The organism is Streptomyces corynorhini (genome assembly GCF_003346515.1).
Lineage (GTDB): Bacteria > Actinomycetota > Actinomycetes > Streptomycetales > Streptomycetaceae > Streptomyces > Streptomyces corynorhini.
The window spans coordinates 70,437-95,646 of the sequence record NZ_QQNA01000002.1 but is presented as its reverse complement, the minus strand read 5'-3'; the positions used below and the strand labels follow the sequence as shown (position 1 = coordinate 95,646).

Below are 25,210 nucleotides of genomic sequence, written 5' to 3'. Positions count from 1 at the left end.
AGGCTCTCCGGCCCCTCGGCTCTCCGGCCCCTCGGCCCCCCGGGCTCAGCCGTTCGCCGTCGGCCAGGTGTAGCGGTGCTCCGGGCGCCCCGTCCCGCCGTACCGGAGCGTCAGCCGTATCCGTCCGGCCCGCTCCAGCACCTTGAGGTAGCGCTGCGCGGTCTGCCGGCTCATTCCGGCCCGCTCCGCGATCTCCTGTGCCGACAGCGGCCCTTCGGCGCTCCGCAGCGTCCGGCGGATCACGGCCGCCGTGGTGGGGGAGTGCCCCTTGGGCAGCTCAGGGGCGGCCGAGGCGGACAGCGCGCCGAACATCCGGTCCACCTCCGCCTGTTCCGCCTCGCCGCCGCGCTCGACCGTGCGCCGCAGCGTCGCGTACGCCTCCAGCTTGGCCCGCAACCCGGCGAAGCCGAACGGTTTGACCAGGTACTGAAGGGCGCCCTGACGCATCGCGGACTGGACGGTGGCGACGTCGCGCGCCGCCGTCACCATGATCACGTCGGCCTCGTGGCCGAGCTGCCGCAACTCCCGCACCAGCGTGACGCCGTTGCGGTCGGGCAGGCCGTGGTCGAGGAGGATCAGATCGACCCGGTGGAGCGCGATCCGGTCGAGGGCCTCGGTGGCCGAGTGCGCCTGGGCCACCACACGGAACCCCGCCACCTTCGCCACATAGGCGGTGTTGACCCGCGCCACCCGGACGTCGTCGTCCACGATCAGTACCTCGATCACCGTGTCTCTCCCGCCGCGCTCCGCCCGTACGCCGGGAGAGAAGCCGGTGCGCCAGGGCCCGCGTCCGCTCGCGCACCGGGGTCCGTGTCCGTATCGATGCCCGTATCGATACCCGCGTCGAGGTCCGTCTCCACGCCCGTGCCCGTACCGGTGTCCTCGGCCGGTTCGGTCAGCGCCTCCGGAAGGACGACGGTGAACTCGGCGCCGCCCAGCGGGGAGACGCCGGCCCGCGCGCTGCCGCCCTGCCGCTCGGCGAGCCGGCGCACCAGCGCCAGCCCGAGACCGCGCCTGCCGTGGGCGGGCGGCTCCTTGGTCGACCAGCCCTCGGAGAAGACGAGTTCGCGCCGGTCGGCCGGGATGCCGGGGCCGCTGTCGGAGACCACCAGGACGACCGTACGGTCCTCGGCGAGCAGCTCCACCTCGATACGCGGATCGTCGGAACCGGCCGCCGCGTCCAGGGCGTTGTCCACCAGGTTGCCGACCACCGTCACCAGGCCCTGCGGGTCGACCAGCCGGTTCGGCAGCAGGGTGTCGGGCGACAGCCGCAGCAGGACGCCCCGCTCGGCGGCGACGGTGGCCTTCCCGACCAGCAGCGCGGCCGGCAGCGGGTCGAGGATCCGCTCGGTGACCTGCTCGGCGGTGGTCCGGTGCACCCCGACCACCTCGTTGACGAACTCCGCCGCCTCCTGGTGCATCTCCAGCTCCAGCAGCCCCAGCAGGGTGTGCATGTGGTTGGCGTGCTCGTGGTCCTGGGCGCGCAGGGCGTCGATCAGGCCGCGCGTCGCGTCCAGTTCGCGGCCGAGCTGCTCCAGCTCCGTACGGTCCCGCAGGGTCACGACCGCGCCGCCGTCGTCCGTCGGCATCCGGTTGGCGACCAGGACCCGGCCGCCCTGGACGGCCAGCAGATCCTCGCCCCGCACCCGCCCGGTCAGCACCTCCGTGGCGCGCCCCTCGCCGAGCGACTCCTCCAGCGGGCGGCCCGTGGCGTCGGGGCCGAGGCCGAGCAGCCGCTGCGCCTCGTCGTTCATCAGCCGGATCCGGCCGGCGGGGTCCAGCGCGACCACGCCCTCGCGCAGGCTGTGCAGCATCGCCTCGCGCTCGGTCAGCAGCGCCGAGATGTCGGAGAAGGCCAGGTCGTGGGTCTGCCGCTGGAGACGCCGGGAGATCAGGAAGGCGGCGAGCGCTCCGGCGGCCAGCGCCGCGCCCGCGTAGGCGAGGAGGCCGGGGATCGCGGCGAGAAGCCGGTTGTGGACGCTGTCGTACGCGATGCCGACCGACACGGCGCCGACGATCCGCCCCGTACCGTCGCGCAGCGGCACCTTCCCCCGGGCGGAGCGGCCGAGTGTCCCGCTGTCGAGTTCCATGAGGTGCTCGCCCGCGAGCGCCTCGCTCGGGTCGGTGGAGACGACCCTGCCGATCTCCTCGATGTCCGTGTGCGACCAGCGCACCCCGTCGAGGTCCATGACGACGACGTACTCGGCCCCGCTGGCCCGTCTGATCCGTTCGGCCTCGGCCTGCACGGGGCCGTCGGCGGCGGGCCGGGACGTCAGCAGGTCGGCGGCCGTCTTCGGCGAAGCGGTGGTCTCGGCGATGGCCAGGGCGCGGCGCATCGCCTGGTCGTCCAGCTCATGGCTGAACGGGGCGAGGAAGAGCCCGGTGGCCAGCACGGTCACCCCGGCGGCGATGGCGAGCTGCGTCAGCAGCACCTGGGAGGAGACCCGGCGCGGCCAGCCGAGCCGCCGTCGTCGTCGTCCGGCCGCGGTGCGGGCCGTGCTGCTCGGTCCGGCGCTCATGCGTACGAACGGTAGAGGGCCGGACGCGGTTTCCGAAATCTCCCCGAACGGCTCGCTCCGCTCTTTACGCTCGGATTGCGTCATGGAGCAAGTGGCTTGCATCGCTTGCGATAGTCTTGCGTACATGACGCGACGACTTGCTCAGGTGGCGAAGAAGGTTGGGGTCAGCGAGGCCACGGTCAGCCGGGTGCTCAACGGCAAGCCCGGGGTCTCGCAGGCCACCCGGCAGTCCGTGCTGACCGCGCTCGACGTCCTCGGCTACGAGCGCCCCACCCAGCTGCGCGGGGAGCGCGCCCGGCTCGTCGGTCTGGTCCTGCCGGAGCTGCAGAACCCCATCTTTCCCGCGTTCGCCGAGGTCATCGGCGGCGCGCTGGCGCAACAGGGCCTCACCCCCGTGCTCTGCACCCAGACCAAGGGCGGCGTCTCCGAGGCCGACTACGTGGAGCTGCTGCTCCAGCAGCAGGTCTCCGGCGTGGTCTTCGCGGGCGGTCTCTTCGCGCAGGCCGACGCCCCGCACGAGCACTACCGGCTGCTCGCCGAGCGCCGGATCCCGGTCGTGCTGATCAACGCCCCGATCGAGAACCTCGACTTCCCCTGCATCTCCTGCGACGACGCCGTCGCGGTCGAACAGGCGTGGCGCCATCTGGCCTCCCTCGGCCACGAGCGGGTGGGGCTGGTGCTCGGCCCGGCCGACCACGTGCCGTCCCGGCGCAAGCTGGCCGCCGCGCGGGCGGCGGCGGACGCGGCGGGGGCCGGTCTGCCCGACGAGCGGATCGAGCGGACCATGTTCTCCCTGGAGGGCGGCCAGGCGGCGGCCACGCGCCTGCTCGACCGGGGCGTCACGGGCATCATCTGCGCCAGCGACCCGCTGGCCCTCGGGGCGGTACGGGCCGCGCGCCGGCGCGGTCTCGCCGTGCCCGGCGAGGTCTCGGTCGTCGGCTTCGACGACTCCGCGTTCATGAACTGCACCGAACCCCCGCTGACGACGGTCCGCCAGCCCATCGAGGCGATGGGCCGGGCGGCCGTCGAGATGCTCAACGCGCAGATCCAGGGCGGCGCGGTGCCTCCCGGCGAGCTGCTGTTCGAGCCGGAGCTGGTGGTGCGGGGCTCCACGGGGCAGGCGCCGCGCGGCTGACCGCCGTACCCGCCCCCGGAAGCCCCTCCCGGTGCCGCGCCACGCACCGCCCACCGGCCAGCGCCCCCACCGCCCACCGGCCCCGCCGCCCAGCGCCCCCGCCGCCCCCGCCGCCCACCGGCCCCGCACGCCCACGCGTGCGGGGCCGTTTCGGTCTGTCGGACGAGTTGCGCTGCCGCGCGGCGACACCGGCCACAATCTGTCAAGTATTTGCGATATTGGAGCGAGATATTGCGGACTCCTGGGTCGAGTGGTTGAGTGAGCGCCGCCACACAGCGAGCAGCTGTGAGGTTCCCGCGCTCCTGCCCAAGAGGGGTCCCATCGATGAGTAGCTCCGGGTTCCGCCGTCTGTGCGCCACCGCCACCGCCACCGTTCTCGCCCTCACCGGACTCGCCGCCTGCGGTTCGGACAGCGACAGCCCGGCCGGGGGCAAAACGCGCGTCACCGTCAACTGCATGCCGCCCAAGAGCGCGAAGATCGACCGGCAGAGCTTCGAGGACGACATCAAGGCGTTCGAGAAGGCCAACCCGGACATCGACATCGTGGGCCGCGACGCCTTCCCCTGCCAGGACCCCAAGACCTTCGACGCGAAGCTCGCGGGCGGCCAGATGGAAGACGTCTTCTACACGTACTTCACCGACGCCGGACACGTCGTCGACATCAACCAGGCGGCCGACATCACGTCGTACGTGAAGGACATGAAGGGCTACGGCGACATCCAGCAGTCGCTGCGCGACGTCTACACCGTCGACGGCAAGGTCTACGGCATACCGCGCACCAACTACTCGATGGGCCTCCTCTACAACAAGAGACTCTTCGAGCGCGCCGGCCTCGACCCCGACAAGCCCCCGGCCACCTGGGAAGAGGTCCGCGCCGCCGCCAGGAAGATCGCCGGCCTCGGCAAGGAGTACGTCGGCTACGCCGACTACAGCGCCCAGAACCAGGGCGGCTGGCACTTCACCGCCGAGATGTACTCCCAGGGCGGCGACGTCGTCACGCCGGACGGCGAGAAGTCCGCCGTCGACGGCCCCGAGGGCAGGGCCGTCCTGCGGAACCTCAAGGACATGCGCTGGAGCGACGACTCCATGGGCAGCAAGCAGCTCCTCATCCTCAACGACGTCCAACAGATGATGGGCTCCGGCAGACTCGGCATGTACCTCTCCGCCCCGGACAACGTCCCGATCCTGGTCAAGGAGAAGGGCGGCAGCTACGAGGACCTCGGCCTCGCCCCGATGCCCGGCGGCAAGGGCACGCTCATCGGCGGGGACGGCTACATGTTCAGCAAGAAGGCGTCGCCCGACCAGATCAGGGCCGGTCTGAAGTGGCTGGAGTTCCAGACCAACACGCCGGGCTCAGGACTCAACGACTGGAAGCGCGCCGCCGATCTGAAGGCGCCGGTCGGCCTCCCCGAGCCCCGGCTGTGGACCGGGGCCACCGACGCCGAGGACCAGAAGCTCAAGAAGCGCCACGCCAACGTCCCGGTCGCCAACTACCAGGCGTTCCTGGACGGAAGCCAGCGGCTCACGGCGAAGCTGGAGCCGCCGAAGGCCCAGCAGATCTACTCCGTCCTCGACGGCGCCGTATCCGCGGTCCTCACCAGGAAGGACGCCGACATCGACCAGCTCCTCAAGGACGCCGGGACGAAGATCGACGGAATCCTGGCCCGGGGCTGACACACCCATGACGACTGCCCAGGCTCCCCGGCGGCCCGCCGCCGCGCCGCCCGCTCCCGCTCCCGGGACCACGCCCACCCAGAGCGGGACCTCCGGCGCCGCCCGCCGCGCCCTCTCCCGCCAGCTGCGCGCCTACGGCTTCCTGGCCGGCGGCCTGCTCTGCTTCGCGCTGTTCTCCTGGTACCCGGCGATCCGGGCGGTGGTCATCGCGTTCCAGAAGTACACCCCCGGATCGGCCCCGGAGTGGGTGGGCACCGCCAACTTCACCCGGGTCCTGCACGATCCGGAGTTCGCCGCGGCCTGGCGCAACACGCTCACCTTCACCGTGCTGGCCCTGCTCATCGGCTTCGCCGTACCGTTCCTGATGGCGCTCGTCCTCAACGAGCTGCGCCACGCGAAGTCCTTCTTCCGGGTGGTCGTCTACCTTCCGGTGATGATCCCGCCGGTCGTCAGCGCCCTGCTGTGGAAGTGGTTCTACGATCCGGGCGCGGGACTCGCCAACGAGACCCTGCGCTTCCTGCACCTGCCGACGTCGAACTGGACCAACGGCGCGGACACCGCGCTGCTGTCCCTGGTCATCGTGGCCACGTGGGCGAACATGGGCGGCACGGTCCTCATCTATCTCGCCGCGCTCCAGGGCATCCCCGGCGAGCTGTACGAGGCGGCGGAGCTGGACGGCGCCAACCTCTGGCAGCGGGTGCGCCATGTGACCGTCCCGCAGACCCGCTTCATCATCCTGATGCTGATGCTGCTCCAGATCATCGCCACCATGCAGGTGTTCACCGAACCCTTCGTGATCACCGGTGGCGGTCCGGAGAACTCCACCGTGACGGTCCTCTACCTGATCTACAAATACGCCTTCCTCTACAACGACTTCGGCGGTGCCTGCGCCCTCAGCGTGCTGCTGCTGATCGTGCTGAGCCTCTTCTCCGCCCTCTATCTGCGGCTCACCCGCACCGACGACTGAGAGGAGCCCGCACCGCCATGACCCGAGCCGGACAGGCCGAACGCGGCCAGGGCGTACGCACCCTCGTCTCCCCACTCGCTCTCGCCACCGCCCGCGGCAGGGCGCTCTACTGGACCGTCTTCTGCGCGGTCGTCCTCGCCTTCGCGCTGGCCTTCCTCTTCCCGGTGTACTGGATGGCCTCCGGTGCCATGAAGTCCCCCGACGAACTGGTCCGCACCCCGCCGACGCTGGTCCCCGGCGGCTGGCACCTCGGCGCCTACACCGACGCCTGGGAGCTGATGCGGCTGCCCACGCACCTGTGGAACACGGTGGTGCAGGCGGCGGGTGCCTGGATCCTCCAGCTCGTCCTGTGCACGGCGGCGGCCTACGCCCTGTCGAAGCTGCGGCCCGCCTTCGGCAAGGTGATCATGGGCGGCATTCTCGCCACCCTGATGGTCCCCGCCCAGGCGCTGCTCGTACCGAAGTACCTGACCATCGCCGATCTGCCGCTGATCCACGTCAGCCTGCTCAACGATCCGCTGGGCATCTGGCTGCCCGCCGTCGCCAACGCCTTCAACCTCTATCTGCTCAAACGGTTCTTCGACCGGATCCCGCGCGATGTGCTGGAGGCCGCCGAGATCGACGGGGCGGGCCGGCTCCGTACGCTGTGGTCCATCGTGCTGCCCATGTCCCGGCCGGTGCTCGGAGTCGTGTCGATCTTCGCGCTGGTCGCCGTCTGGCAGGACTTCCTCTGGCCGCTGATGGTCTTCTCCGACACCGAGAAGCAGCCCATCAGCGTCGCCCTCGTCCAGCTCTCCCAGAACATCCCCCTGTCGGTACTGATCGCCGCCATGGTGATCGCCAGTATCCCGATGGTGCTGATGTTCCTGGTGTTCCAGCGGCACATCATCGCCGGGATCAGCGCCGGCAGCGCCAAGGGCTGACCAGTACCCCACCCCCCCCTCGAAAGGAACGCCGCATGGAAGGCAGCCCGCTGGAGTCCGCCGACGCCCTGTGGTGGCGGGACGCAGCCATCTACCAGGTCTACGTCCGCAGCTTCGCCGACGGCGACGGCGACGGCACCGGGGACCTCGCGGGCGTACGGGCCAAGCTGCCGTATCTCGTGGAACTGGGCGTCGACGCGCTCTGGTTCACCCCCTGGTACCTCTCGCCGCTCGCCGACGGCGGTTACGACGTCGCGGACTACCGCACCATCGACCCCGCCTTCGGCACGCTCGCGGAGGCCGAGAAACTCATCGCCGAGGCGCGTGAGCTGTCCCTGCGCACCATCATCGACGTCGTACCGAACCACGTCTCCGACCGGCACGCCTGGTTCCGGGCCGCGCTGGCGGCCGGCCCCGGCAGCCCGGAGCGCGAACTGTTCCACTTCAGGGCCGGGCGCGGCGAGCACGGTGAGATCCCGCCCAACGACTGGGTCTCCGAGTTCGGCGGCACGCCCTGGACACGGCTCCCCGACGGCGAGTGGTACCTGCATCTCTTCGCCCCCGAGCAGCCCGACCTCAACTGGGCCCACCCCGCGGTGCGCGGGGAACACGAGGACGTGCTGCGCTTCTGGTTCGAACGGGGGGTCGCGGGCGTACGGATCGACTCGGCCGCGCTGCTCGCCAAGGACCCGGCCCTGCCGGACTTCACGGCGGGCCGCGACCCGCATCCCTATGTCGACCTCGACGAGCTGCACGGGATCTACCGTTCCTGGCGTGCCATCGCCGACGAGTACGGCGCCGTCTTCGTCGGCGAGGTCTGGCTGCCCGACACCGAGCGCTTCGTGCGCTATCTGCGCCCCGACGAGCTGCACACCGCGTTCAACTTCAACTTCCTCGCGTGCCCCTGGGACGCCGGGCGGCTGCGGGCCGCCATCGACGAGACCCTCGCGGAGCACGCGCCGGTCGGCGCGCCCGCCACCTGGGTGCTCAGCAACCACGACGTGACCCGGACCGTCACCCGGTACGGGCGCGAGGACACCGGATTCGACTTCGCGGCGAAGGAGTTCGGCACCCCGACGGACCTCGCACTCGGCGCCCGCAGGGCCCGCGCCGCCGCCCTCCTGTCGCTGGCCCTGCCCGGCGCCGTCTACCTCTACCAGGGCGAGGAGCTGGGCCTGCCGGAGGCCGACGTCCCGCTGGAGCGCATCCAGGACCCGATGCACGGGCGCTCAGGCGGCAAGGACCCGGGGCGCGACGGCTGCCGGGTGCCGCTGCCGTGGACGGCGCGGGCACCGTACGCGGGGTTCGGCTCGCGGACGCCGCCGTGGCTGCCGCAGCCCGCCTCGTGGCCCGCGTACGCCGCCGACCTCCAGGCGGCCGATCCCGGCTCCATGCTCACCCTGTACCGCGAGGCCCTGCGGCTGCGGCGGGCCGTGCCGGGGTTCGGGGACGGGGCGATGCGCTGGCTCGATTCGGCGCCCGGCGTGCTGGCGTTCGCGCGCGACGGCGGGGCGCGGGAGGGGGGCGGCCCCGCGAGCACGGTGATCTGCGTCGTCAACCTCTCGGCGGAGCCGGCGCCGCTGCCCGCGCACACGCGGACGCTGCTCACCAGCGCTCCGCTGGAGAACGGACGGCTCGCGCCGGACGCCGCCTGCTGGCTGCGGGCCTGATCCGCCCGCACGGGCCCCGGCCGCTCAGGGCAGCTCCCTGGGCGGCCGGGGCCCGTTGTACTGACCGCTGGGACGCATCCGCAGCGGCTGTTCCGCGTACTCCTCCAGGGCGTGCGCGATCCATCCCGCCGTGCGGGCCACGGCGAATACCGTCTCGCCCGCCTCCGCCGGCATTCCCGCGGTCACGGACAGCACCGCGAGCGCCAGATCGACATTGGCGTGCAGTCTCACATGGCGGGGTGGTCGGCTGGAGCGCCAATATCCTGGAGCAGGCGGCGGACTCCAAGATCATCCGCCCGGCGGCCCGTTACGTGGGACCGCCCCCGCCCCAGCCGGTGCCCGCCCGCTGAGAGCGGGACCGAAACGGACCGACACGGCACGGAGGCGGCACGTGAGCAGGAAACGGATCCCTGTGGTCGTTCTGACGGGATTTCTGGGATCGGGCAAGACGACGCTGCTCAACCATCTGCTGCGCCGCCGCGCGGGCAACCGGATCGCCGTGGTCGTCAACGACTTCGGCGCCATCGAGATCGACGCCATGACGGTCGCGGGACAGGTCGGATCGACGGTCTCCCTCGGCAACGGCTGTCTGTGCTGCGCGGTCGACGCGAGCGAACTCGACGGCTATCTGGAGCGGCTCACCCGGCCGTCGGCGCGGATCGACATCATCGTCATCGAGGCGAGCGGCCTGGCCGAGCCCCAGGAAATCGTCCGGATGATCCTCCACGGGGACAACCCGCACACCGTGTACGGCGGTCTGATCCAGGTGGTCGACGCGGCCGAGTTCGACGCCACCCGCGCGCGCCATCCCGAGACGGACCGGCATCTGGCCCTCGCCGACCTGGTGGTCCTCAACAAGACCGACCGGGTGGGCGAGCCCGGACGCCGACGCGTCCTGGCCACCGTCGAGGAGCTGAGCCCGGGTACCCCGGTGGTCTGCGCCTCGTTCGGACGGATCGACCCGGAGCTGCTCTTCGACGCCGCCGTCCGGCCGGACGAGGAGGAGAACGCGCGCCAGCTCTCCTTCGAGGACCTGTACGCGGAGCTGTACGACGACGGGCACGGTGCCGGTGACCACGAGGGGCACGCCGGGCACGCCGAACACGAGGGCCACGAGGGGCACGCCGGGCACGAGGGGCATCTCCACGCGGCCTACGACACCGTCTCGTTCACCGCGCGCGCCCCGATGAGCCCGCGCCGGCTCATGGCCTTCCTCGATTCCCGGCCGCCCGGCCTCTACCGCATCAAGGGACGTGTCGACTTCGGCGCCGCCGACCCGGACAACCGCTACGTGCTGCACGCCGTCGGCCGTTCGCTGCGCTTCCATCCCGAGCCCTGGCCGCGCGGCGAGGAACGGCTCACCCAGCTGGTGCTGATCGGCTCGGGTCTCGACGGCTCGCCGCGGCCGGGCGACGCCCTGCTCAAGGAGCTGGACGCCTGCCGGGACACCGAACCGGCTCCCGCGGATCCGGACGGCCGGAGCATGTGGGGCGTCCTGCGCTACGTACCCGACGACCGGGCCGAGGACCGGCCCCACGGCCACCCCGGCGGCCTGTCCGACGGCCACCCCGGCGACTTGTCCGACGGCCGTCCCGGCGGCCTGTCCGGCACCGGGACCGGTGCGGACCCGGCCGGGGCGTGACCGACCCGGCCGGGTCATGACCGAGCCGGCCGCCTCGATCGAGACGGCCGGCTCGCTCACGCCGTGATCCCGCCGGTCAGAGCACCGGACCGGCCAGGACATCGACCTCCGGCGCGAACGGCGTACCCGAGCCGTCCCGCCGGGGGTCGGACTCCGGCAGCTCCACCGGAGCGCCGTTCTTCCGGGCGGCGCGGGCCGGGCTCGCCCCCGCCCAGCCCAGCACCAGCATGTCCTCGCCCTTCAGGAACCGCTGGCAGCGCACCCCGCCGGTCGCCCGGCCCTTGCGCGGATACTGGTCCAGCGGCGTGAGCTTCGCCGTACGTACGGAGTCGTCCAGCGTGCCGTGCGAACCGGTGACCGTGAAGACCACCGCCTCCACCGCGGGATCCACCGCCGTGAAGGAGATCACCGAGGCGCCCTCGGCCAGCTTGACGCCCGCCATGCCCCCGGCGGCCCTGCCCTGCGGCCGCACCTGAGCGGCCTGGTAGCGCAGCAACTGGGCGTCGGAGGTGATGAAGACGAGGTCCTCCTCGCCCGTCCGCAGCTCGACGCCGCCGACGATCCGGTCGCCCTCCTTGAGGGAGATGACCTCCAGCTCGTCCTTGTTGGTCGGGTAGTCCGGCACCACCCGTTTGACCACGCCCTGGAGCGTGCCCAGGGCGAGTCCTGGGGACGACTCGTCCAGTGTGGTCAGACAGATCAGCGTCTCGTCGCCCTCCAGGGCGAGGAACTCGGTCACCGCCGCCCCGCCCGAGAGGCTGGGCGCCGACGCGGTGTCCGGCAACTGGGGCAGGTCGATCACGGAGATCCGCAGCAGACGCCCCGCCGAGGTCACCGCGCCGACGTCGCCGCGCGCCGTCGCGGGCACGGCGGACACGATCACGTCGTGCTTGGTGCGTCTGCCGTCCCCGCCTTCCAACGCCTCGCCGTTGACCGTACGGGCCAGCAGCCCGGTGGAGGAGAGCAGCACCCGGCACGGGTCGTCCGCGACCTCCAGCGGCACCGCGGTCACCGCGGAACCGGCGGACTCCAGCAGCACGGTGCGCCGCGGGGTGCTGAACTTCTTCGACACGGCGGCCAGTTCGGTCGAGACCAGCTTGCGCAGCTCGCTGTCCGACTCCAGGATCCCGGTCAGCTCGTCGATCTCGCCGTTGAGCCGGTCGCGCTCGCTCTCCAGCTCGATCCGGTCGAACCGGGTGAGCCGGCGCAGCGGCGTGTCCAGGATGTACTGCGTCTGGATGTCGCTCAGCGAGAAGTGCTCGATGAGCCGCTCCTTGGCCTGCGCCGAGTTGTCGCTGGAGCGGATCAGCCGGATGACCTCGTCGATGTCGATGAGCGCGACGAGCAGCCCCTCGACCAGGTGGAGCCGGTCGCGCCGCTTGGTCCTGCGGAACTCGCTGCGCCGGCGCACCACGTCGAACCGGTGGTCGAGATAGACCTCCAGCAGCTCCTTGAGGCCCAGCGTGAGCGGCTGACCGTCCACCAGCGCCACGTTGTTGATGCCGAAGGTCTCCTCCATCGGCGTCAGCTTGTAGAGCTGTTCGAGCACGGCCTCGGGCACGAAGCCGTTCTTCACCTCGATGACCAGGCGCAGGCCGTGGGAGCGGTCCGTGAGGTCCTTGACGTCCGCGATGCCCTGGAGCTTCTTGGCGGAGACCAGGTCCTTGATCTTGGCGATCACCTTCTCGGGGCCGACCGTGAACGGCAGCTCCGTGACGACCAGGCCCTTGCGGCGCGCGGAGACGTCCTCCACGGTCGCCGTGGCCCGGATCCTGAAGGTGCCGCGGCCCTTCTCGTAGGCGTCCTTGATGCCGGTGAGGCCGACGATCCGGCCGCCGGTCGGCAGGTCGGGCCCCGGCACGAAACGCATCAGCGTCTCCAGGTCGGCGGCCGGGTGCTTGATGAGATGGCGGGCGGCCGCCACGACCTCACCGAGGTTGTGCGGCGGCATGTTCGTCGCCATGCCGACGGCGATCCCGGAGGCGCCGTTGACGAGGAGGTTGGGATAGGCGGCGGGAAGCGTGACCGGTTCCCGCTCCTGGCCGTCGTAATTCGGCTGGAAATCGACGGTGTCCTCGTCGATCGACTCGGTCATCAGTGACGTGGCGTCAGCCATCCGGCACTCGGTGTACCGCATCGCGGCCGGCGGGTCGTCATTGCCGAGCGAGCCGAAGTTGCCATGGCCGTCGACGAGCGGCAGCCGCATGGAGAACGGCTGTGCCATCCGGACCAGGGCGTCGTAGATCGACGCGTCCCCGTGCGGGTGAAGTTTACCCATCACCTCGCCGACGACGCGGGCGCACTTCACGTAGCCGCGGTCGGGGCGCAGGCCCATCTCGTTCATCTGGTACACGATGCGGCGGTGTACCGGCTTCATACCGTCCCGGGCGTCGGGCAGGGCCCGGGAATAGATCACCGAGTAGGCGTATTCGAGGAAGGAGCCCTGCATTTCATCGACCACGTCGATGTCGAGAATCTTCTCCTCGAAGTCCTCCGGCGGCGGGGTCTTCGTGCTGCGGCGGGCCATCGCGGCTGCGGCTCCTTCACAGGTTCTGTACGGCGACTTCTGGAACTGACGCGGACCATTGTGGACCGCGCCGCTGACAACGCCGACCTCGACCCGTCGTTTGCGGGGGTGTCGGGGGTGTGCGACAGGGGAACTTCGCCAGGTGTCGGCACGCTTGCATACAGTGGCAGGACTTCCTCCATATCGCGATCGAAGGGACGTACATGCCCATGGGTCACACGGCCACAGCGCAGGCCGGTTCCGGCGGCCTGACAGCTACTGAGCACCGCCTGGCCAACGGCTTGCGCGTGGTGCTCTCAGAGGACCACCTGACCCCGGTCGCCGCGGTCTGCCTCTGGTACGACGTCGGCTCGCGCCACGAAGTCAAGGGGCGTACGGGTCTCGCCCACCTCTTCGAGCACCTGATGTTCCAGGGCTCGGCGCAGGTGGCGGGGAACGGTCACTTCGAGCTGGTGCAGGGGGCCGGCGGCTCTCTCAACGGCACCACCAGCTTCGAGCGCACCAATTACTTCGAGACCATGCCGACCCACCAGCTGGAGCTGGCGCTCTGGCTGGAAGCCGACCGGATGGGCTCGCTGCTCGCCGCGCTCGACGAAGAGTCCATGGAGAACCAGCGGGACGTCGTCAAGAACGAGCGCCGCCAGCGGTACGACAATGTGCCATACGGTACGGCCTTCGAACGGCTGACCGCACTCTCGTACCCCGAGGGCCACCCGTACCACCACACACCGATCGGTTCCATGGCCGATCTGGACGCCGCGACGCTGGACGACGCCCGCGCGTTCTTCCGCACCAACTACGCTCCGAACAACGCGGTGCTGTCCGTCGTCGGCGACATCGACCCCGAGCGGACGCTCGCCTGGATCGAGAAGTACTTCGGCTCGATCCCCTCCCACGACGGCAAGCAGCCGCCGCGCGACGGCTCGCTGCCCGACGTCATCGGCGAGGAGCTGCGGGAGGAGATCCACGAGGAGGTCCCGGCGCGCGCGCTGATGGCCGCCTACCGGCTGCCGCACGACGGCACCCGCGAGTGCGACGCCGCCGACCTGGCGCTCACGGTGCTCGGCGGCGGGGAGTCCTCCCGGCTCCACAACCGGCTGGTGCGGCGCGACCGCACCGCGGTCGCCGCGGGCTTCGGGCTGCTGCGGCTGGCGGGCGCCCCCTCGCTCGGCTGGCTGGACGTGAAGACGTCCGGCGGCGTCGAGGTCCCGCAGATCGAGGCCGCGGTCGACGAGGAGCTGGCCCGGCTCGCCGCCGAGGGCCCCACCGCCGAGGAGATGGAGCGCGCCCAGGCCCAGTTGGAGCGCGAGTGGCTGGACCGGCTCGGCACGGTCGCCGGCCGCGCCGACGAACTGTGCAGGTTCGCCGTCCTGTTCGGCGATCCGCAGCTCGCCCTGTCCGCCGTCGACCGGGTGCTGGACATCACCGCGGACGAGGTGCGGGCCGTGGCCGCGGCGCGGCTGCGCCCCGACAACCGGGCGGTACTGGTGTACGAGCCGCTCACCGCCGAGGACACCGCCGAAGCGGCCGACCAGGACGACACCGACGACCAGGAGGGGGCGGACCAGTGACCGACGCTGCCGTGACCATGGACTTCCATCCGCAGCCGACGGCCGGTGAGGCCAGGCCGTGGGCCTTTCCCGCCCCCGAGCGCGCCACGCTCGGCAACGGGCTGACGGTCCTGCGCTGCGACCGCCCCGGCCAGCAGGTGGTGGCCGTCGAGATCAACCTCGACGCCCCGCTCGACGCCGAGCCCGCCGGGCTCGACGGCGTCGCCACGATCATGGCGCGGGCGCTCTCCGAGGGCACCGACAAGCACAGCGCCGAGGAGTTCGCCGCCGAGCTGGAGCGCTGCGGCGCCACGCTCGACTCGTACGCCGACCACCCCGGGGTACGGGTCTCCCTGGAGGTCCCCGTCTCCCGGCTGCCCAAGGCGCTCGGCCTGCTCGCCGAGGCGCTGCGCGCCCCCGCCTTCTCGGACAGCGAGGTGGAGCGGCTCGTCCGCAACCGGCTGGACGAGATCCCGCACGAGAGCGCCAACCCCGGCCGCAGGGCCGCCAAGCAGCTCTCCAAGGAGCTGTTCCCCGCCGCCCTGCGCATGTCCCGGCCGCGCCAGGGCACCGAGGAGACGGTGGAGCGCATCGACGCGGCGGGCGTACGCGCCTTCTACGAGGCGCACGTACGCCCCGCCACGGCCACCGCGGTGATCGTCGGTGACCTCACCGGCGTCGACCTGGACGAGATCCTCGCCGACACCCTCGGCGACTGGACCGGTGACACCGCGGCGCCCCGGCCCGTCCCGCCGATCACCGCGGACGACACGGGCCGCGTGGTCGTCGTCGACCGGCCGGGCGCCGTCCAGACCCAGCTGCTGATCGGCCGCATCGGCGCCGACCGGCACGACCGCGTCTGGGCCGCCCAGGTGCTGGGCACCTACTGCCTCGGCGGCACGCTCACCTCCCGGCTCGACCGGGTGCTGCGCGAGGAGAAGGGCTACACCTACGGCGTACGGGCCTACGGCCAGGTGCTGCGCTCCTCGGCGCCCGGCGCGCCGGGCGGGCCGACCGGCGCCGCGATGCTCGCCATCAGCGGCTCCGTGGACACCGCTTCGACGGGCCCCGCGCTGGCTGACCTCTGGAAGGTGCTGCGCACGCTCGCCGCCGACGGGCTCACCGACGCCGAGCGGGACGTGGCCGTGCAGAACCTGGTGGGCGTGGCCCCGCTCAAGTACGAGACGGCCGCCTCCGTCGCCGCCACGCTCGCCGACCAGGTCGAGCAGTTCCTGCCGGACGACTTCCAGGCCCAGCTGTACGCGCGGCTGGCCACCACCGGCACCGTCGAGGCGACGGCCGCGGCGGTCAACGCCTTCCCGGTGGACCGGCTCGTCACCGTGCTGGTGGGGGACGCCGCGCAGATCAAGGAGCCCGTCGAGGCGCTCGGCATCGGCGAAGTGACGGTGGTCACCGGCTGATCCGGCCCTTTCGGGGAACCCCGGCGACCTCGGTCGCCGGGGTTCCCCCTTGATGTCCACTTGCTCAGCAAAAGAAGCTGTCTGTCCTGTGGGGAACGCGACAAAACCTCCCGTCTGTTTGGCGAGGGAAAGATGAACCGCTTAGCGTCGGTCCGGCTGTTCGCCGTTGCGCCGCATCCGTGGCACTGGACAGCCATCGCCGAGTCCCCGTCAGGCGCGAGCCGGGGGAGCCGGGGGCCCATGTGCGGTCCCTGGGGTGAATCGGACCGCCTTCGCGGGGCTCTGCCCGCGCGGCGGGGTCCGTAGGAGACCTTCCTGCTCCGAACCCGTCAGCCGACCCGGTAGGCGAGAGGGAAGGAAAGGACCAGCCACTCCATGGCGTTCACCCGTGCCACCGGGAAGCACCGTGCCCGCAGCAGCATGAGCCGCAGGGGCGTGGGCGCCGCGGGCGCCGCGACGCTCACCGCGACAGGTGTCATCGGGACTCTCGCCGCCTCCCCGGCTCTCGCCGCCGACGCGAACGCCGAAGCCGCCGCGCAGACCGGCCTGGCCCACGCCATCGCCCTCGGCGACACCCTGCCCGGCGTCATAGAGGACCAGGCGGAGGCCCAGCGCCACGCCGCCGACCGGGTCGCCAGGATCAAGGCGGAGGCCGTCGCCAAGGCGCAGGCCGCGCGCATGGCCGAGGCCCGCGCCAAGGAGATCCGCGCCGAGCGGGAGCGCGCCGCGCGCGCCGCGGAGCGCGAGCGGCTGAACACCTTCCAGCCGCCGATCGCGGGCTCCGCCGTCACCACCGGCTACCGCGCCGGCGGCTCCCTGTGGTCCTCCGGCAGCCACTCGGGTGTCGACTTCCGCGCCGCCACCGGCACGTCGGTCGTCGCCGTCGGCGCGGCCACCGTGGTCGAGGCGGGCTGGGGCGGCTCGTACGGCAACAACATCGTGCTCCGGATGAGCGACGGCACCTACACCCAGTACGGCCACCTCTCCTCCGTCGCCGTCTCCGTCGGCCAGAGCGTCGCCGCCGGAGAGCGGATCGGGCTCTCGGGCGCGACCGGCAACGCCACCGGACCGCACCTGCACTTCGAGGCGCGCGGCGGCCAGGAGTACGGCACCGACATGGACCCCGTCGGGTATCTGCGGGCGCACGGCGTCACCGTCTGACCGGATCGCCCGCGCATCCGCCCGGCCGCACCCCTCTGCCGCATCCGCCCGGTCGCACCCCCGGCCCCCGCTCCGCTCCGTCACGCGCCGTCCCGGTCCGCCGCCGTTGGCCAAAAGATATCCATGGATTTCGGGCACCCTTCGGAAATTCGCGTTGATTGCAATAGAGTCACGGAACAGGCGTCAATCGGCTGCGTTTCGCGCGGATTAAGGCGGAGGTTCGGACATGCGCATTCCCGCGCACTCGGTATGCACGGCGATTCGCGACGACATCGTCTCCGGTCTGTTCGAGCGGGGCGGCAGACTCACCGAGGAGCACCTGGCGCGGCGTTACGGCGTCTCGCGCGTCCCGGTGCGCGAAGCCCTGCGCACACTGGAGTCGGAGGGCTTCGTGACCACGCGCCGCCATGTCGGCGCGTGTGTGGCCGAGCCCACCGAGCAGGAGGCGGCGGACCTCCTGGAGGTGCGGCTGCTGCTGGAGCCGCTGGGCGCGGCGCGGGCCGCCCAGCGCCGCACGGAGGCCCACCTCAAGGTGCTGCGCGGCCTGGTCAGGCTGGGGCAGGAGCGGGCCAGACGCGGCCAGGGCGAGGATCTGCGCTCCCTGGGGACCTGGTTCCACGAGACGCTAGCCCAGGCGTCCGGCAGCCCGGCGCTCATCGCGCTGCTCACCCAGCTGCGGCACAAGATCGCCTGGATGTACCTGGTCGAGCAGCCCGCCCACCCCGTCGAGTCCTGGGCCGAGCACGGCGCGATCGTGGACGCGGTGGCGCGCGGCGACGCCGAGCGGGCGCGGTCCCTGACGGCGCTGCACGCGGAGCGCACCGCCTCGGCGCACCGGCTCCGCCGCCCGGAGCGCGGCCGGGAAAAGGTGAGGGCTTCGCAACATGCCGTAAACATCGCGAGCGCTCCTCATTAACAATCGAGCCGTATACAAAGACATGAATTGAGCGGGGATCTTTCACTGCTGCCCGCGTGAATAAAAAGGAGCCGTGGCCCACTGAATTCCGTGGACCACGGCTCGGTCACGCTGTCACGCGCCGGTGAAACGCCGGTCTGTTACGAGACCAGCCGCAGCAGCAGGTTGGGCGAACCCGTGCCGACGCTGGAGAGCGTGCCGGAGGTGGCGCCCGCGACCAGGGCGCTGCGCACCGCGGCGGGCGTGGCGCTGGTGTGGCCCGCCAGGTACACGGCGGCCGCGCCGGCGACGTGCGGGGTGGCCATGGAGGTGCCGGAGAGCGTGGCGGTGGCCGTGTCGCTGGTGTTGTAGCCCGCGATGATGGACGAGCCGGGCGCGAAGATGTTCACGGCCGAGCCGTAGTTGGAGTAGCTGGCCTTCGCGTCCGTGCTGGTGGTGGCGCCCACGGTGATCGCGTTGGCGACCCGGGCCGGGGAGTACGAGGAGGCCAGGGCGCCGTCGTTGCCCGCCGCGACCGCGTAGGTCACGCCGGAGGCGATCGAGTTGGTGACCGCCGTGTCGAGCGTGGTGCTGGCGCCGCCGCCGAGGGACAGGTTGGCGACGGCCGGCTTGACGGCGTTGTTGGTGACCCAGTTGATGCCCGCGATCACCCCCGCGGTGGTGCCGGATCCGCTGCTGTCGAGCACCTTGACCGCCACGACCTTGGCCGACTTGGCCACGCCGTAGGTGGTGCCCGCGATCGTGGTGGCGACGTGGGTGCCGTGGCCCTGGTCGTCGTTGGCGGAGGTGGAGCCGGTGATCGCGTTGTAGCCGTACGACGCCCGGCCGCTGATCTGCGTGTGCGTGATGCGGATGCCGGTGTCGATGACGTACGCGGTCACGCCGGAGCCGGCCGAGTCCGGGTAGGTGTACGTGCCGTTCAGCGGCAGGGCGGCCTGGTCGATCCGGTCCAGACCCCAGGGGGCGCTGGTCTGGGTGGCGTCGACATGGACCTTCTGGTCCTGCTCGACCAGCGCGACCGCCGGGTCGGCGGCGAGCCGCTTGGCCTGGGTCGCGGTGAGCTTGGCCGCGTAGCCGTTGAGCGCGCCGTCGAAGGTACGGGCGACCTTGCCGCCGTACTCGGAGACCAGGCCCTTGCCCGCCGCCGAGGACGCGGAGAAGCCCGCCGCCTCCTTGAGCGTGACGATGTAGCTGTCCTTGACCGCGGTGGGGGACCCGGCGTGGAGGATCCGGCCTTCGGCCGGAGCGGCGTGGGCGGGGAGCGCCGCGCCGGTGCCGAGCAGCGCGACAGCGCCGGCCGCGGCGATCGCGGTCGCGAATCTGCGCCGGGTGGAGCGGCTGTTCTCACGTATCACTGTCATCGCGAGGGGTTCCTCCTCGGTGAATTGGCGCGCGGCGAGGTGGGGTGCGCGCCGATGGGGGAAGTGCACGTGTTCGCAGGTGTTAACCGGAAGTGCGGTGTCCACCTGCTGACGGGTTAAAAGGTGGCACCAACTACCCGTGTAGAACAAGGGAATTGGCGTCTTGTCATATCCCTGACATGAAGAGGAAATGGATTCCGCGCGCGGCGGTGCACCGCCGGGCGGGCCGGGGCCCGCGACCACCAGGGAGAACGCGGGGCGAAGGGACGCGTGGCCGGTGCGCGGGCCCGTCATCCGCCCGTCGCGTACACGACACCGCCCGCGCCGGACCGCTCCCGCGCCGGACCGCTCCCGACACATGACACCGCTCCCGCACACGACGCCGCTCCCGCACCCGCCCGGACGGGGCGGATACGGGAGCGGTGGTGGCGCGGGAGGGGGCTCCGGGGGCTTCCGGGGACTGCGGAGGACTCAGACCGTCTCGGGCAGCTCGTCGAGCCCCTCGGCGACCAGCTTCGCCAGCCGGTCGAGCGCCTCCTCGGCGCCTTCGGCGTCGGAGGTGAGGACGATCTCCTCGCCGCCCTGCGCGCCCAGCCCGAGCACCGCGAGCATCGAGGCGGCGTTGACCGGGCTGCCGTCGGCCTTCGCGATGGTCACGGGCACGCCGGCGGCCGTGGCGGCGCGGACGAAGATGGAAGCGGGACGGGCGTGCAGGCCCTCGGCCCAGCCGACATTGACGCGGCGCTCAGCCATGGTGTTGCCCTTCAAGTCTAAAAAGTCGTAAAAACGGTGTCTGATCCAGCGTCTCATGTACGAGCGGGCGCACCCGCGTCGCCCCCGGTCAGGACCGCCGAACGGCCTCCGGGGGCCGCACTCCGGCGGCCGGTCGCCATAGGATCGGTGCATGGAGCCGCCGCCGGACCACGCGTACCCCGCCCACTGGGAAGCGGACGTGGTGCTGCGCGACGGAGGCACCGCCCGGATCAGGCCGATCACCACCGATGACGCGCGGCGGCTGGTCAGCTTCTACGAGCAGGTCTCCGACGAGTCGAAGTACTACCGCTTCTTCGCCCCCTACCCGCGCCTCTCCGACAAGGACGTGCACCGGTTCACCCACCACGACTACGTGGACCGGGTGGGGCTCGCGGTGACGGTGGGCGACGCGTTCATCGCGACCGTACGGTACGACCGCATCGACGCGCGCGGACTGCCCGCCTCCGCTCCCGCCGACGAGGCGGAGGTCGCCTTCCTCGTCCAGGACGCGCATCAGGGGCGCGGGGTCGCCTCCGCCCTCCTCGAACACATCGCCGCGGTCGCCCGCGAGCGGGGCATCCGACGCTTCGCGGCCGAGGTGCTGCCCGCCAACGGCAAGATGATCAAGGTGTTCCGGGACGCGGGCTACACGCAGAAGCGCAGCTACGAGGACGGTTCCGTACGGCTGACCCTCGATCTCGAACCCACCGCCGAGTCCCTGGCCGTACAGCGTGGCCGCGAGCAGCGGGCCGAGGCGCGCTCGGTGCAGCGCCTGCTCACCCCCGGCTCCGTCGCCGTGGTCGGCACCGGCCGCGCGCCGGGCGGGGTCGGCCGCACCGTGCTCGCCAACCTCACCGGCGCGGGCTTCACCGGCCGCGTGTACGCGGTCAACCGGGCGTTCGCCGAGGACCGGCGCGAGATCGACGGCGTCCCCGCCTTCCGCTCGGTCGCCGGAATCGGCGAACCGGTCGACCTCGCGGTCGTCGCCGTCCCCGCCGCACAGGTGCCGCAGGCCGTCGCCGACTGCGGCCGGCACGGCGTCAGGGGTCTGGTGGTGATCTCCGCGGGTTACGCGGAGAGCGGACCCGAGGGCCGGGCCCGCCAGCGCGAACTGGTGCGCCAGGCCCGCTCGTACGGGATGCGCGTCATCGGCCCCAACGCGTTCGGGATCATCAACACGGCCGCCGCCGCGCGGCTCAACGCCTCGCTCGCGCCCCGGCCGCCCGACCTCGGCCGGATCGGGCTGTTCACCCAGTCGGGCGCGATCGGCATCGCCCTGCTCGCCGGATTGCACCGGCGCGGCGCGGGGCTGTCGTCGTTCATCTCGGCGGGCAACCGGGCGGACGTCTCCGGCAATGACATCCTCCAGTACTGGTACGAGGACCCGGACACCGATGTCGCCCTGCTCTACCTCGAATCCATCGGCAACCCGCGCAAGTTCACCCGGCTGGCCCGGCGTACGGCGGCGGTCAAGCCGGTCGTCGTCGTCAAGGGCGCGCGCCACAGCGGCAGCGAGCCGCCGGGCCACGCGGTGCCCGCCACCCGTATCCCGGACGCCACGGTCTCGGCCCTGCTGCGCCAGGCCGGGGTGATCCGGGTCGACACGGTCACCGAGATGGTCGACGCGGGCCTCCTGCTCGCCTACCAGCCGCTTCCGGCCGGGCCGCGCGTCGCCATCCTCGGCAACTCCGAGTCCCTCGGCCTGCTCACCTACGACGCCTGCCTCACCGAGGGGCTGCGCCCGCTGCCGCCCCGCGACCTGACCACCGCCGCGACCCCCGACGACTTCAGTACCGCCCTGTCCGAGGTCCTGCGCGACCGGGCGTGCGACGCCGTGGTCGTGTCGGCCATCCCCTACGTGGGGGAGAGCGGCTACGCGGGGGAGCGCGGCGCCACGACCGCCGAGGGCGACGGTCTCGCGACCGCCCTCGCCGCCGCCCTGCGCGAGGCGGCGGCCGACGCCCCGGCGAAACCGGTCGCCGTGGTCCACCTGGAGATCGGCGGCCTGGCCGAGGCCCTGTCCGCGCCCCCGCCGCGCGCCCCGGCGCAGGAGGCGCAGGAGGCGCAGGAGGCGCACGGGGACCACGAGGCACAAGAGACGCACGGGGACCACAAGGCCCAGGAGGCCCACGGGGACCACAAGGCACAAGAGACGCACGGGAACCACAGGAACCACCGTGAGCAGTCCCCGGGCGCCCTCGACGGCGCCCGCATTCCCGCGTACCCCGCCGCCGAGCGCGCCGTCAGAGCCCTCGCCGAGGCCGTCGGCTACGCCCAGTGGCGTCGGCAGGCGGCCGAGCCGGGCAAGGTGCCGGAGTTCCTCGACGACGCCATCGACGAGCGCGCCGCCGCCGCGCTGATCGAGCGGCTGCTCGGCCGGGCGCCCGACCCGCACGGCGTGCCGCTGGCCCCCGGCGACGCAGGGGAACTGCTGGCCCTCTACGGCATCCGGGTCCGCCCCACCCTGCCCGCGCCGACGGCCGACGCGGCCGTGGCCGCGGCGGCGCGCCTCGGCCACCCCGTCGCGCTCAAGACGACCGCGCCGCACCTGCGCCACCGCGCGGACCTCGGCGGCGTCCGCCTCGACCTCGCCGACGAGGCACAACTGCGGCTCGCCCACCGCGAGCTGACCGGCGCCCTCGGCACCCCGGCCGAGCTGCGCCCCGTGGTGCAGGCCATGGCGCCGCGCGGGGTGGACACCGTCGTACGCGCCGCGATCGACCCGGCGGCGGGCGCGGTCCTCTCGTTCGGGCTCGCGGGGGCGCCGTCCGAACTGCTCGGCGACCTCGGCCACCGGCTCGTGCCCGTCACCGACCGCGACGCCGCCGAGCTGATCAGATCGATCAGGACCGCCCCGCTGCTGTTCGGCTGGCGCGGCTCCGCGCCCGTCGACACCCCCGCCCTTGAGGAGCTGCTGCTGCGCGTCTCCCGGCTGGTCGACGACCACCCCGAGATCGTCTCCGTCACCCTGGAGCCCGTCGTGGTCGCGCCGCACGGGCTGTCCGTCCTGGGCGCGAGCGTCCGCCTCGCGCCGCCGCCCGCCCGCGACGACCTCGGCCCCCGGCGGCTGCCCAGTTACTGAGCGGCTCGGGCGGCGAGCCGGTACCCGGCCGTACGGGACGCCCCGGCCTGCCGCACGGGCGTCTCCGGCAGCCATCCCGCCCCCGTAGGATGACTCCCATGGCGAAGACCGGTACGACGACCCAGGGGCTGCGCACGGCGATCGAGCGCAGCGGCTACTACCCGGCTCTCGTGGCCGAGGCGGTGGAGGCCGCTGTCGGTGGCGAGCCGATCACGTCGTACGTGGTGCACCAGGAGACCACCTTCGACGCCAACGAGGTACGGCGGCATGTGACCGTCCTCGTGCTGACGGCCCACCGTTTCATCGTCAGCCACACCGACGAGCAGGCCGCCGACTCCAGCTCCCCGACCCCGTACGCCACCACCTCCACCGAATCGGTGAAGATCGACCGCATCTCGTCGGTCGTGGTCAGCCGCGTCGTCGCCAACCCCGAGTCGTACAAGCCCGGCACGCTGCCGCGCGAGGTCGTGCTCACCATCGGCTGGGGCGCCGTCTCCCGGATCGACCTGGAGCCCGCCGCCTGTGGTGACCCCAACTGCGAGGCCGACCACGGCTACACCGGCAGCTCCACCGCCGACGACCTGAGCCTGCGCGTCAGCGAGGCCGGGGACGGCCCCGACACCGTCCGCCAGGCGCTCGCCTTCGCGCAGGCGCTGTCCGAGGCCACCGCCGCCACCGCGGCGGCCGGCCGCTGATGGCCGCCCAGCCCCTCTGGCAGGACCCCGTCCCGCTCGACCTCGCCACCGCGCCGCTGCCCGAGTACGGCAGCGGCTCGCTCGCCGATCTGCTGCCCACCCTCGCCGCCGGTCAGGGCGTACCGGATATGACCGCGGCCCTGCCCGAACTGACCCCGGCCGACCGGAACTGCGTCTTCCTGATAGACGGTCTCGGCTGGGAGCAGATCAAGGCCCACCCGGACGAAGCGCCCTATCTGACCTCGCTGCTCGGCACGTCGCGCGGCCACACCGGCCGCCCCCTGACCGCCGGTTTCCCGGCCACCACCGCGACCTCGCTCGCCTCCGTCGGCACGGGGCTGCCGCCTGCCGCGCACGGCCTGCCCGGCTACACCGTCCGCGACCCCGCCACGGGCGCGCTGATGAACCAGCTCCGCTGGAAGCCCTGGACCGACCCGCACGTCTGGCAGCCGTACCCGACCGTCTTCCAACTGGCCGACGCGGCGGGCGTCCACACCGCCCAGGTGTCCGCGCCGGACTTCCAGCACACCCCGCTCACCAAGATCGCGCTCAGCGGCGGCACCTTCTTCGGCCGGCTCTCCGGCGAGGAGCGGATGGACCTGGCCGCCCAGCAGCTCGCCGCCGCGGACCGGTCGCTGGTCTACACGTACTACAGCGAGGTCGACGGCAAGGGCCACCGCTTCGGCGTCGACTCCGACGCCTGGCGCGGCCAGCTCGGTTACGTCGACCGGCTCGCCCAGCGCCTCGCCGAGCAGCTGCCGCCCCGGGCCGCGCTCTATGTGACCGCCGACCACGGCATGATCGACATCCCCTTCGACGAGGAGTCCCGCATCGACTTCGACGAGGACTGGGAGCTGAGCGCCGGAGTCGCCCTGCTGGGCGGCGAGGGCCGGGCCCGGCACGTCTACGCCGTACCCGGCGCGGCGGCCGATGTACGCACCGTCTGGCGCGAGGTGCTCGGTGAGCGGTTCTGGGTGGCGAGCCGCGACGAGGCGATCGCGGCGGGCTGGTTCGGGCCGCCGGGCGCGATGGACGAGCGGGTGTACGGGCGGATCGGCGACGTCGTCGTCGCCGCCCATGACGACGTGGTCGTCATCGCCTCCCGGCTGGAGCCGCACGAGTCCGCGATGGTCGGCATGCACGGCTCGATGACCCCCGCGGAACAGCTCGTCCCGCTTCTCGAAGTACGCTCGTAGCCCGCCGCGGCCCCCGAC

General features: G+C 72.3%; 18 protein-coding genes, 2 pseudogenes and 1 riboswitch. Of the genes and pseudogenes, 14 read left to right on the top strand and 6 right to left on the bottom strand.

The features are described 5' to 3' along the window. Positions 1-45: 45 nt before the first annotated feature. Both DVH02_RS00665 and DVH02_RS00660 read right to left on the bottom strand, forming a co-directional pair. Positions 46-726: a response regulator gene (locus DVH02_RS00665; protein WP_114621677.1), complete on the bottom strand. Its 681-nt coding sequence runs from the start codon at positions 724-726 to the stop codon at positions 46-48. Next, positions 723-2,519 (bottom strand): sensor histidine kinase, encoded by a 1,797-nt coding sequence (locus tag DVH02_RS00660; protein ID WP_114621676.1) that lies wholly within the window; start codon positions 2,517-2,519, stop codon positions 723-725. The genes DVH02_RS00665 and DVH02_RS00660 overlap by 4 nt, the downstream gene beginning before the upstream one ends. Positions 2,520-2,643: 124 nt before the next feature. Between DVH02_RS00660 and DVH02_RS00655 the strand changes: the two genes are divergently transcribed. The 5 genes from DVH02_RS00655 to DVH02_RS00630 all read left to right on the top strand — a co-directional run bounded on the left by DVH02_RS00655 (position 2,644) and on the right by DVH02_RS00630 (position 8,888). Further along, positions 2,644-3,654: a LacI family DNA-binding transcriptional regulator gene (locus DVH02_RS00655; RefSeq protein ID WP_114621675.1), complete on the top strand. Its 1,011-nt coding sequence runs from the start codon at positions 2,644-2,646 to the stop codon at positions 3,652-3,654. Positions 3,655-3,978: 324 nt separating this feature from the next. Then, the gene (locus DVH02_RS00645) at positions 3,979-5,328 is read left to right on the top strand and encodes an ABC transporter substrate-binding protein (RefSeq protein ID WP_114621674.1); all 1,350 of its coding nucleotides are present in this window, start codon (positions 3,979-3,981) and stop codon (positions 5,326-5,328) included. A 7-nt stretch (positions 5,329-5,335) separates the two neighbouring features. Further along, on the top strand, positions 5,336-6,295 hold the full coding sequence (locus tag DVH02_RS00640) for a carbohydrate ABC transporter permease (protein WP_114621673.1): 960 nt from the start codon (positions 5,336-5,338) through the stop codon (positions 6,293-6,295). A gap of 17 nt (positions 6,296-6,312) precedes the next feature. Continuing rightward, a complete protein-coding gene (locus DVH02_RS00635; protein ID WP_114621672.1) occupies positions 6,313-7,218 on the top strand; it encodes a carbohydrate ABC transporter permease in 906 nt (301 codons plus the stop codon). Between the two features lie 35 nt (positions 7,219-7,253). After that, positions 7,254-8,888: a glycoside hydrolase family 13 protein gene (locus DVH02_RS00630; RefSeq protein WP_114621671.1), complete on the top strand. Its 1,635-nt coding sequence runs from the start codon at positions 7,254-7,256 to the stop codon at positions 8,886-8,888. Between the two features lie 24 nt (positions 8,889-8,912). On the opposite strand, the pseudogene DVH02_RS00625 reads toward DVH02_RS00630, so the two are convergent. Continuing rightward, positions 8,913-9,125: pseudogene (locus tag DVH02_RS00625) on the bottom strand (citrate/2-methylcitrate synthase); the annotation flags it as partial. A gap of 2 nt (positions 9,126-9,127) precedes the next feature. Between DVH02_RS00625 and DVH02_RS00620 the strand changes: the two are divergent. Next, a pseudogene (locus DVH02_RS00620) lies at positions 9,128-9,238 on the top strand (citrate/2-methylcitrate synthase); the annotation flags it as partial. A gap of 41 nt (positions 9,239-9,279) precedes the next feature. Beyond that, positions 9,280-10,530: a CobW family GTP-binding protein gene (locus DVH02_RS00615; RefSeq protein ID WP_114621670.1), complete on the top strand. Its 1,251-nt coding sequence runs from the start codon at positions 9,280-9,282 to the stop codon at positions 10,528-10,530. Positions 10,531-10,606: 76 nt separating this feature from the next. Here DVH02_RS00615 and DVH02_RS00610 read toward each other — a convergent pair whose 3' ends face one another. Next, complete coding sequence (locus DVH02_RS00610) at positions 10,607-13,057, bottom strand: DNA gyrase/topoisomerase IV subunit A (protein ID WP_114621669.1); 2,451 nt, start codon at positions 13,055-13,057, stop codon at positions 10,607-10,609. A 209-nt stretch (positions 13,058-13,266) separates the two neighbouring features. Here DVH02_RS00610 and DVH02_RS00605 point away from each other — a divergent pair, with 209 nt between their 5' ends. The 4 genes from DVH02_RS00605 to DVH02_RS00590 all read left to right on the top strand — a co-directional run bounded on the left by DVH02_RS00605 (position 13,267) and on the right by DVH02_RS00590 (position 18,105). Beyond that, on the top strand, positions 13,267-14,628 hold the full coding sequence (locus tag DVH02_RS00605) for a M16 family metallopeptidase (protein WP_114621668.1): 1,362 nt from the start codon (positions 13,267-13,269) through the stop codon (positions 14,626-14,628). Between the two features lie 17 nt (positions 14,629-14,645). Then, positions 14,646-16,028, top strand: coding sequence for a M16 family metallopeptidase (locus DVH02_RS00600; protein WP_114621694.1), 1,383 nt, complete (start codon positions 14,646-14,648; stop codon positions 16,026-16,028). Positions 16,029-16,215: 187 nt separating this feature from the next. Continuing rightward, positions 16,216-16,391, top strand: a riboswitch (cyclic di-AMP (ydaO/yuaA leader). A gap of 12 nt (positions 16,392-16,403) precedes the next feature. Then, positions 16,404-17,189 (top strand): M23 family metallopeptidase, encoded by a 786-nt coding sequence (locus tag DVH02_RS00595; RefSeq protein WP_114621667.1) that lies wholly within the window; start codon positions 16,404-16,406, stop codon positions 17,187-17,189. Positions 17,190-17,415: 226 nt separating this feature from the next. After that, positions 17,416-18,105 (top strand): GntR family transcriptional regulator, encoded by a 690-nt coding sequence (locus DVH02_RS00590; protein ID WP_114621666.1) that lies wholly within the window; start codon positions 17,416-17,418, stop codon positions 18,103-18,105. A gap of 140 nt (positions 18,106-18,245) precedes the next feature. On the opposite strand, the gene DVH02_RS00585 is transcribed toward DVH02_RS00590, so the two are convergent. Next, entirely contained in the window at positions 18,246-19,466 is a 1,221-nt protein-coding gene (locus DVH02_RS00585) for a S8 family peptidase (protein WP_114621665.1), read from the bottom strand. 471 nt (positions 19,467-19,937) lie between these two features. Continuing rightward, entirely contained in the window at positions 19,938-20,219 is a 282-nt protein-coding gene (locus tag DVH02_RS00580; protein WP_114621693.1) for an HPr family phosphocarrier protein, read from the bottom strand. Between the two features lie 151 nt (positions 20,220-20,370). Here DVH02_RS00580 and DVH02_RS00575 point away from each other — a divergent pair, with 151 nt between their 5' ends. The 3 genes from DVH02_RS00575 (at position 20,371) to DVH02_RS00565 (ending at position 25,192) form a co-directional block, all read left to right on the top strand. Next, the gene (locus DVH02_RS00575; protein WP_114621664.1) at positions 20,371-23,301 is read left to right on the top strand and encodes a bifunctional acetate--CoA ligase family protein/GNAT family N-acetyltransferase; all 2,931 of its coding nucleotides are present in this window, start codon (positions 20,371-20,373) and stop codon (positions 23,299-23,301) included. 98 nt (positions 23,302-23,399) lie between these two features. Beyond that, a complete protein-coding gene (locus DVH02_RS00570) occupies positions 23,400-23,996 on the top strand; it encodes a DUF5998 family protein (protein WP_114621663.1) in 597 nt (198 codons plus the stop codon). Next, positions 23,996-25,192 carry an alkaline phosphatase family protein gene (locus tag DVH02_RS00565; protein ID WP_114621662.1) on the top strand — a complete coding sequence of 399 codons (1,197 nt, stop codon included), beginning with the start codon at positions 23,996-23,998 and terminating at the stop codon, positions 25,190-25,192. Before DVH02_RS00570 ends, DVH02_RS00565 begins: the two co-directional genes overlap by 1 nt. The last annotated feature ends 18 nt before the right edge of the window (positions 25,193-25,210 follow it).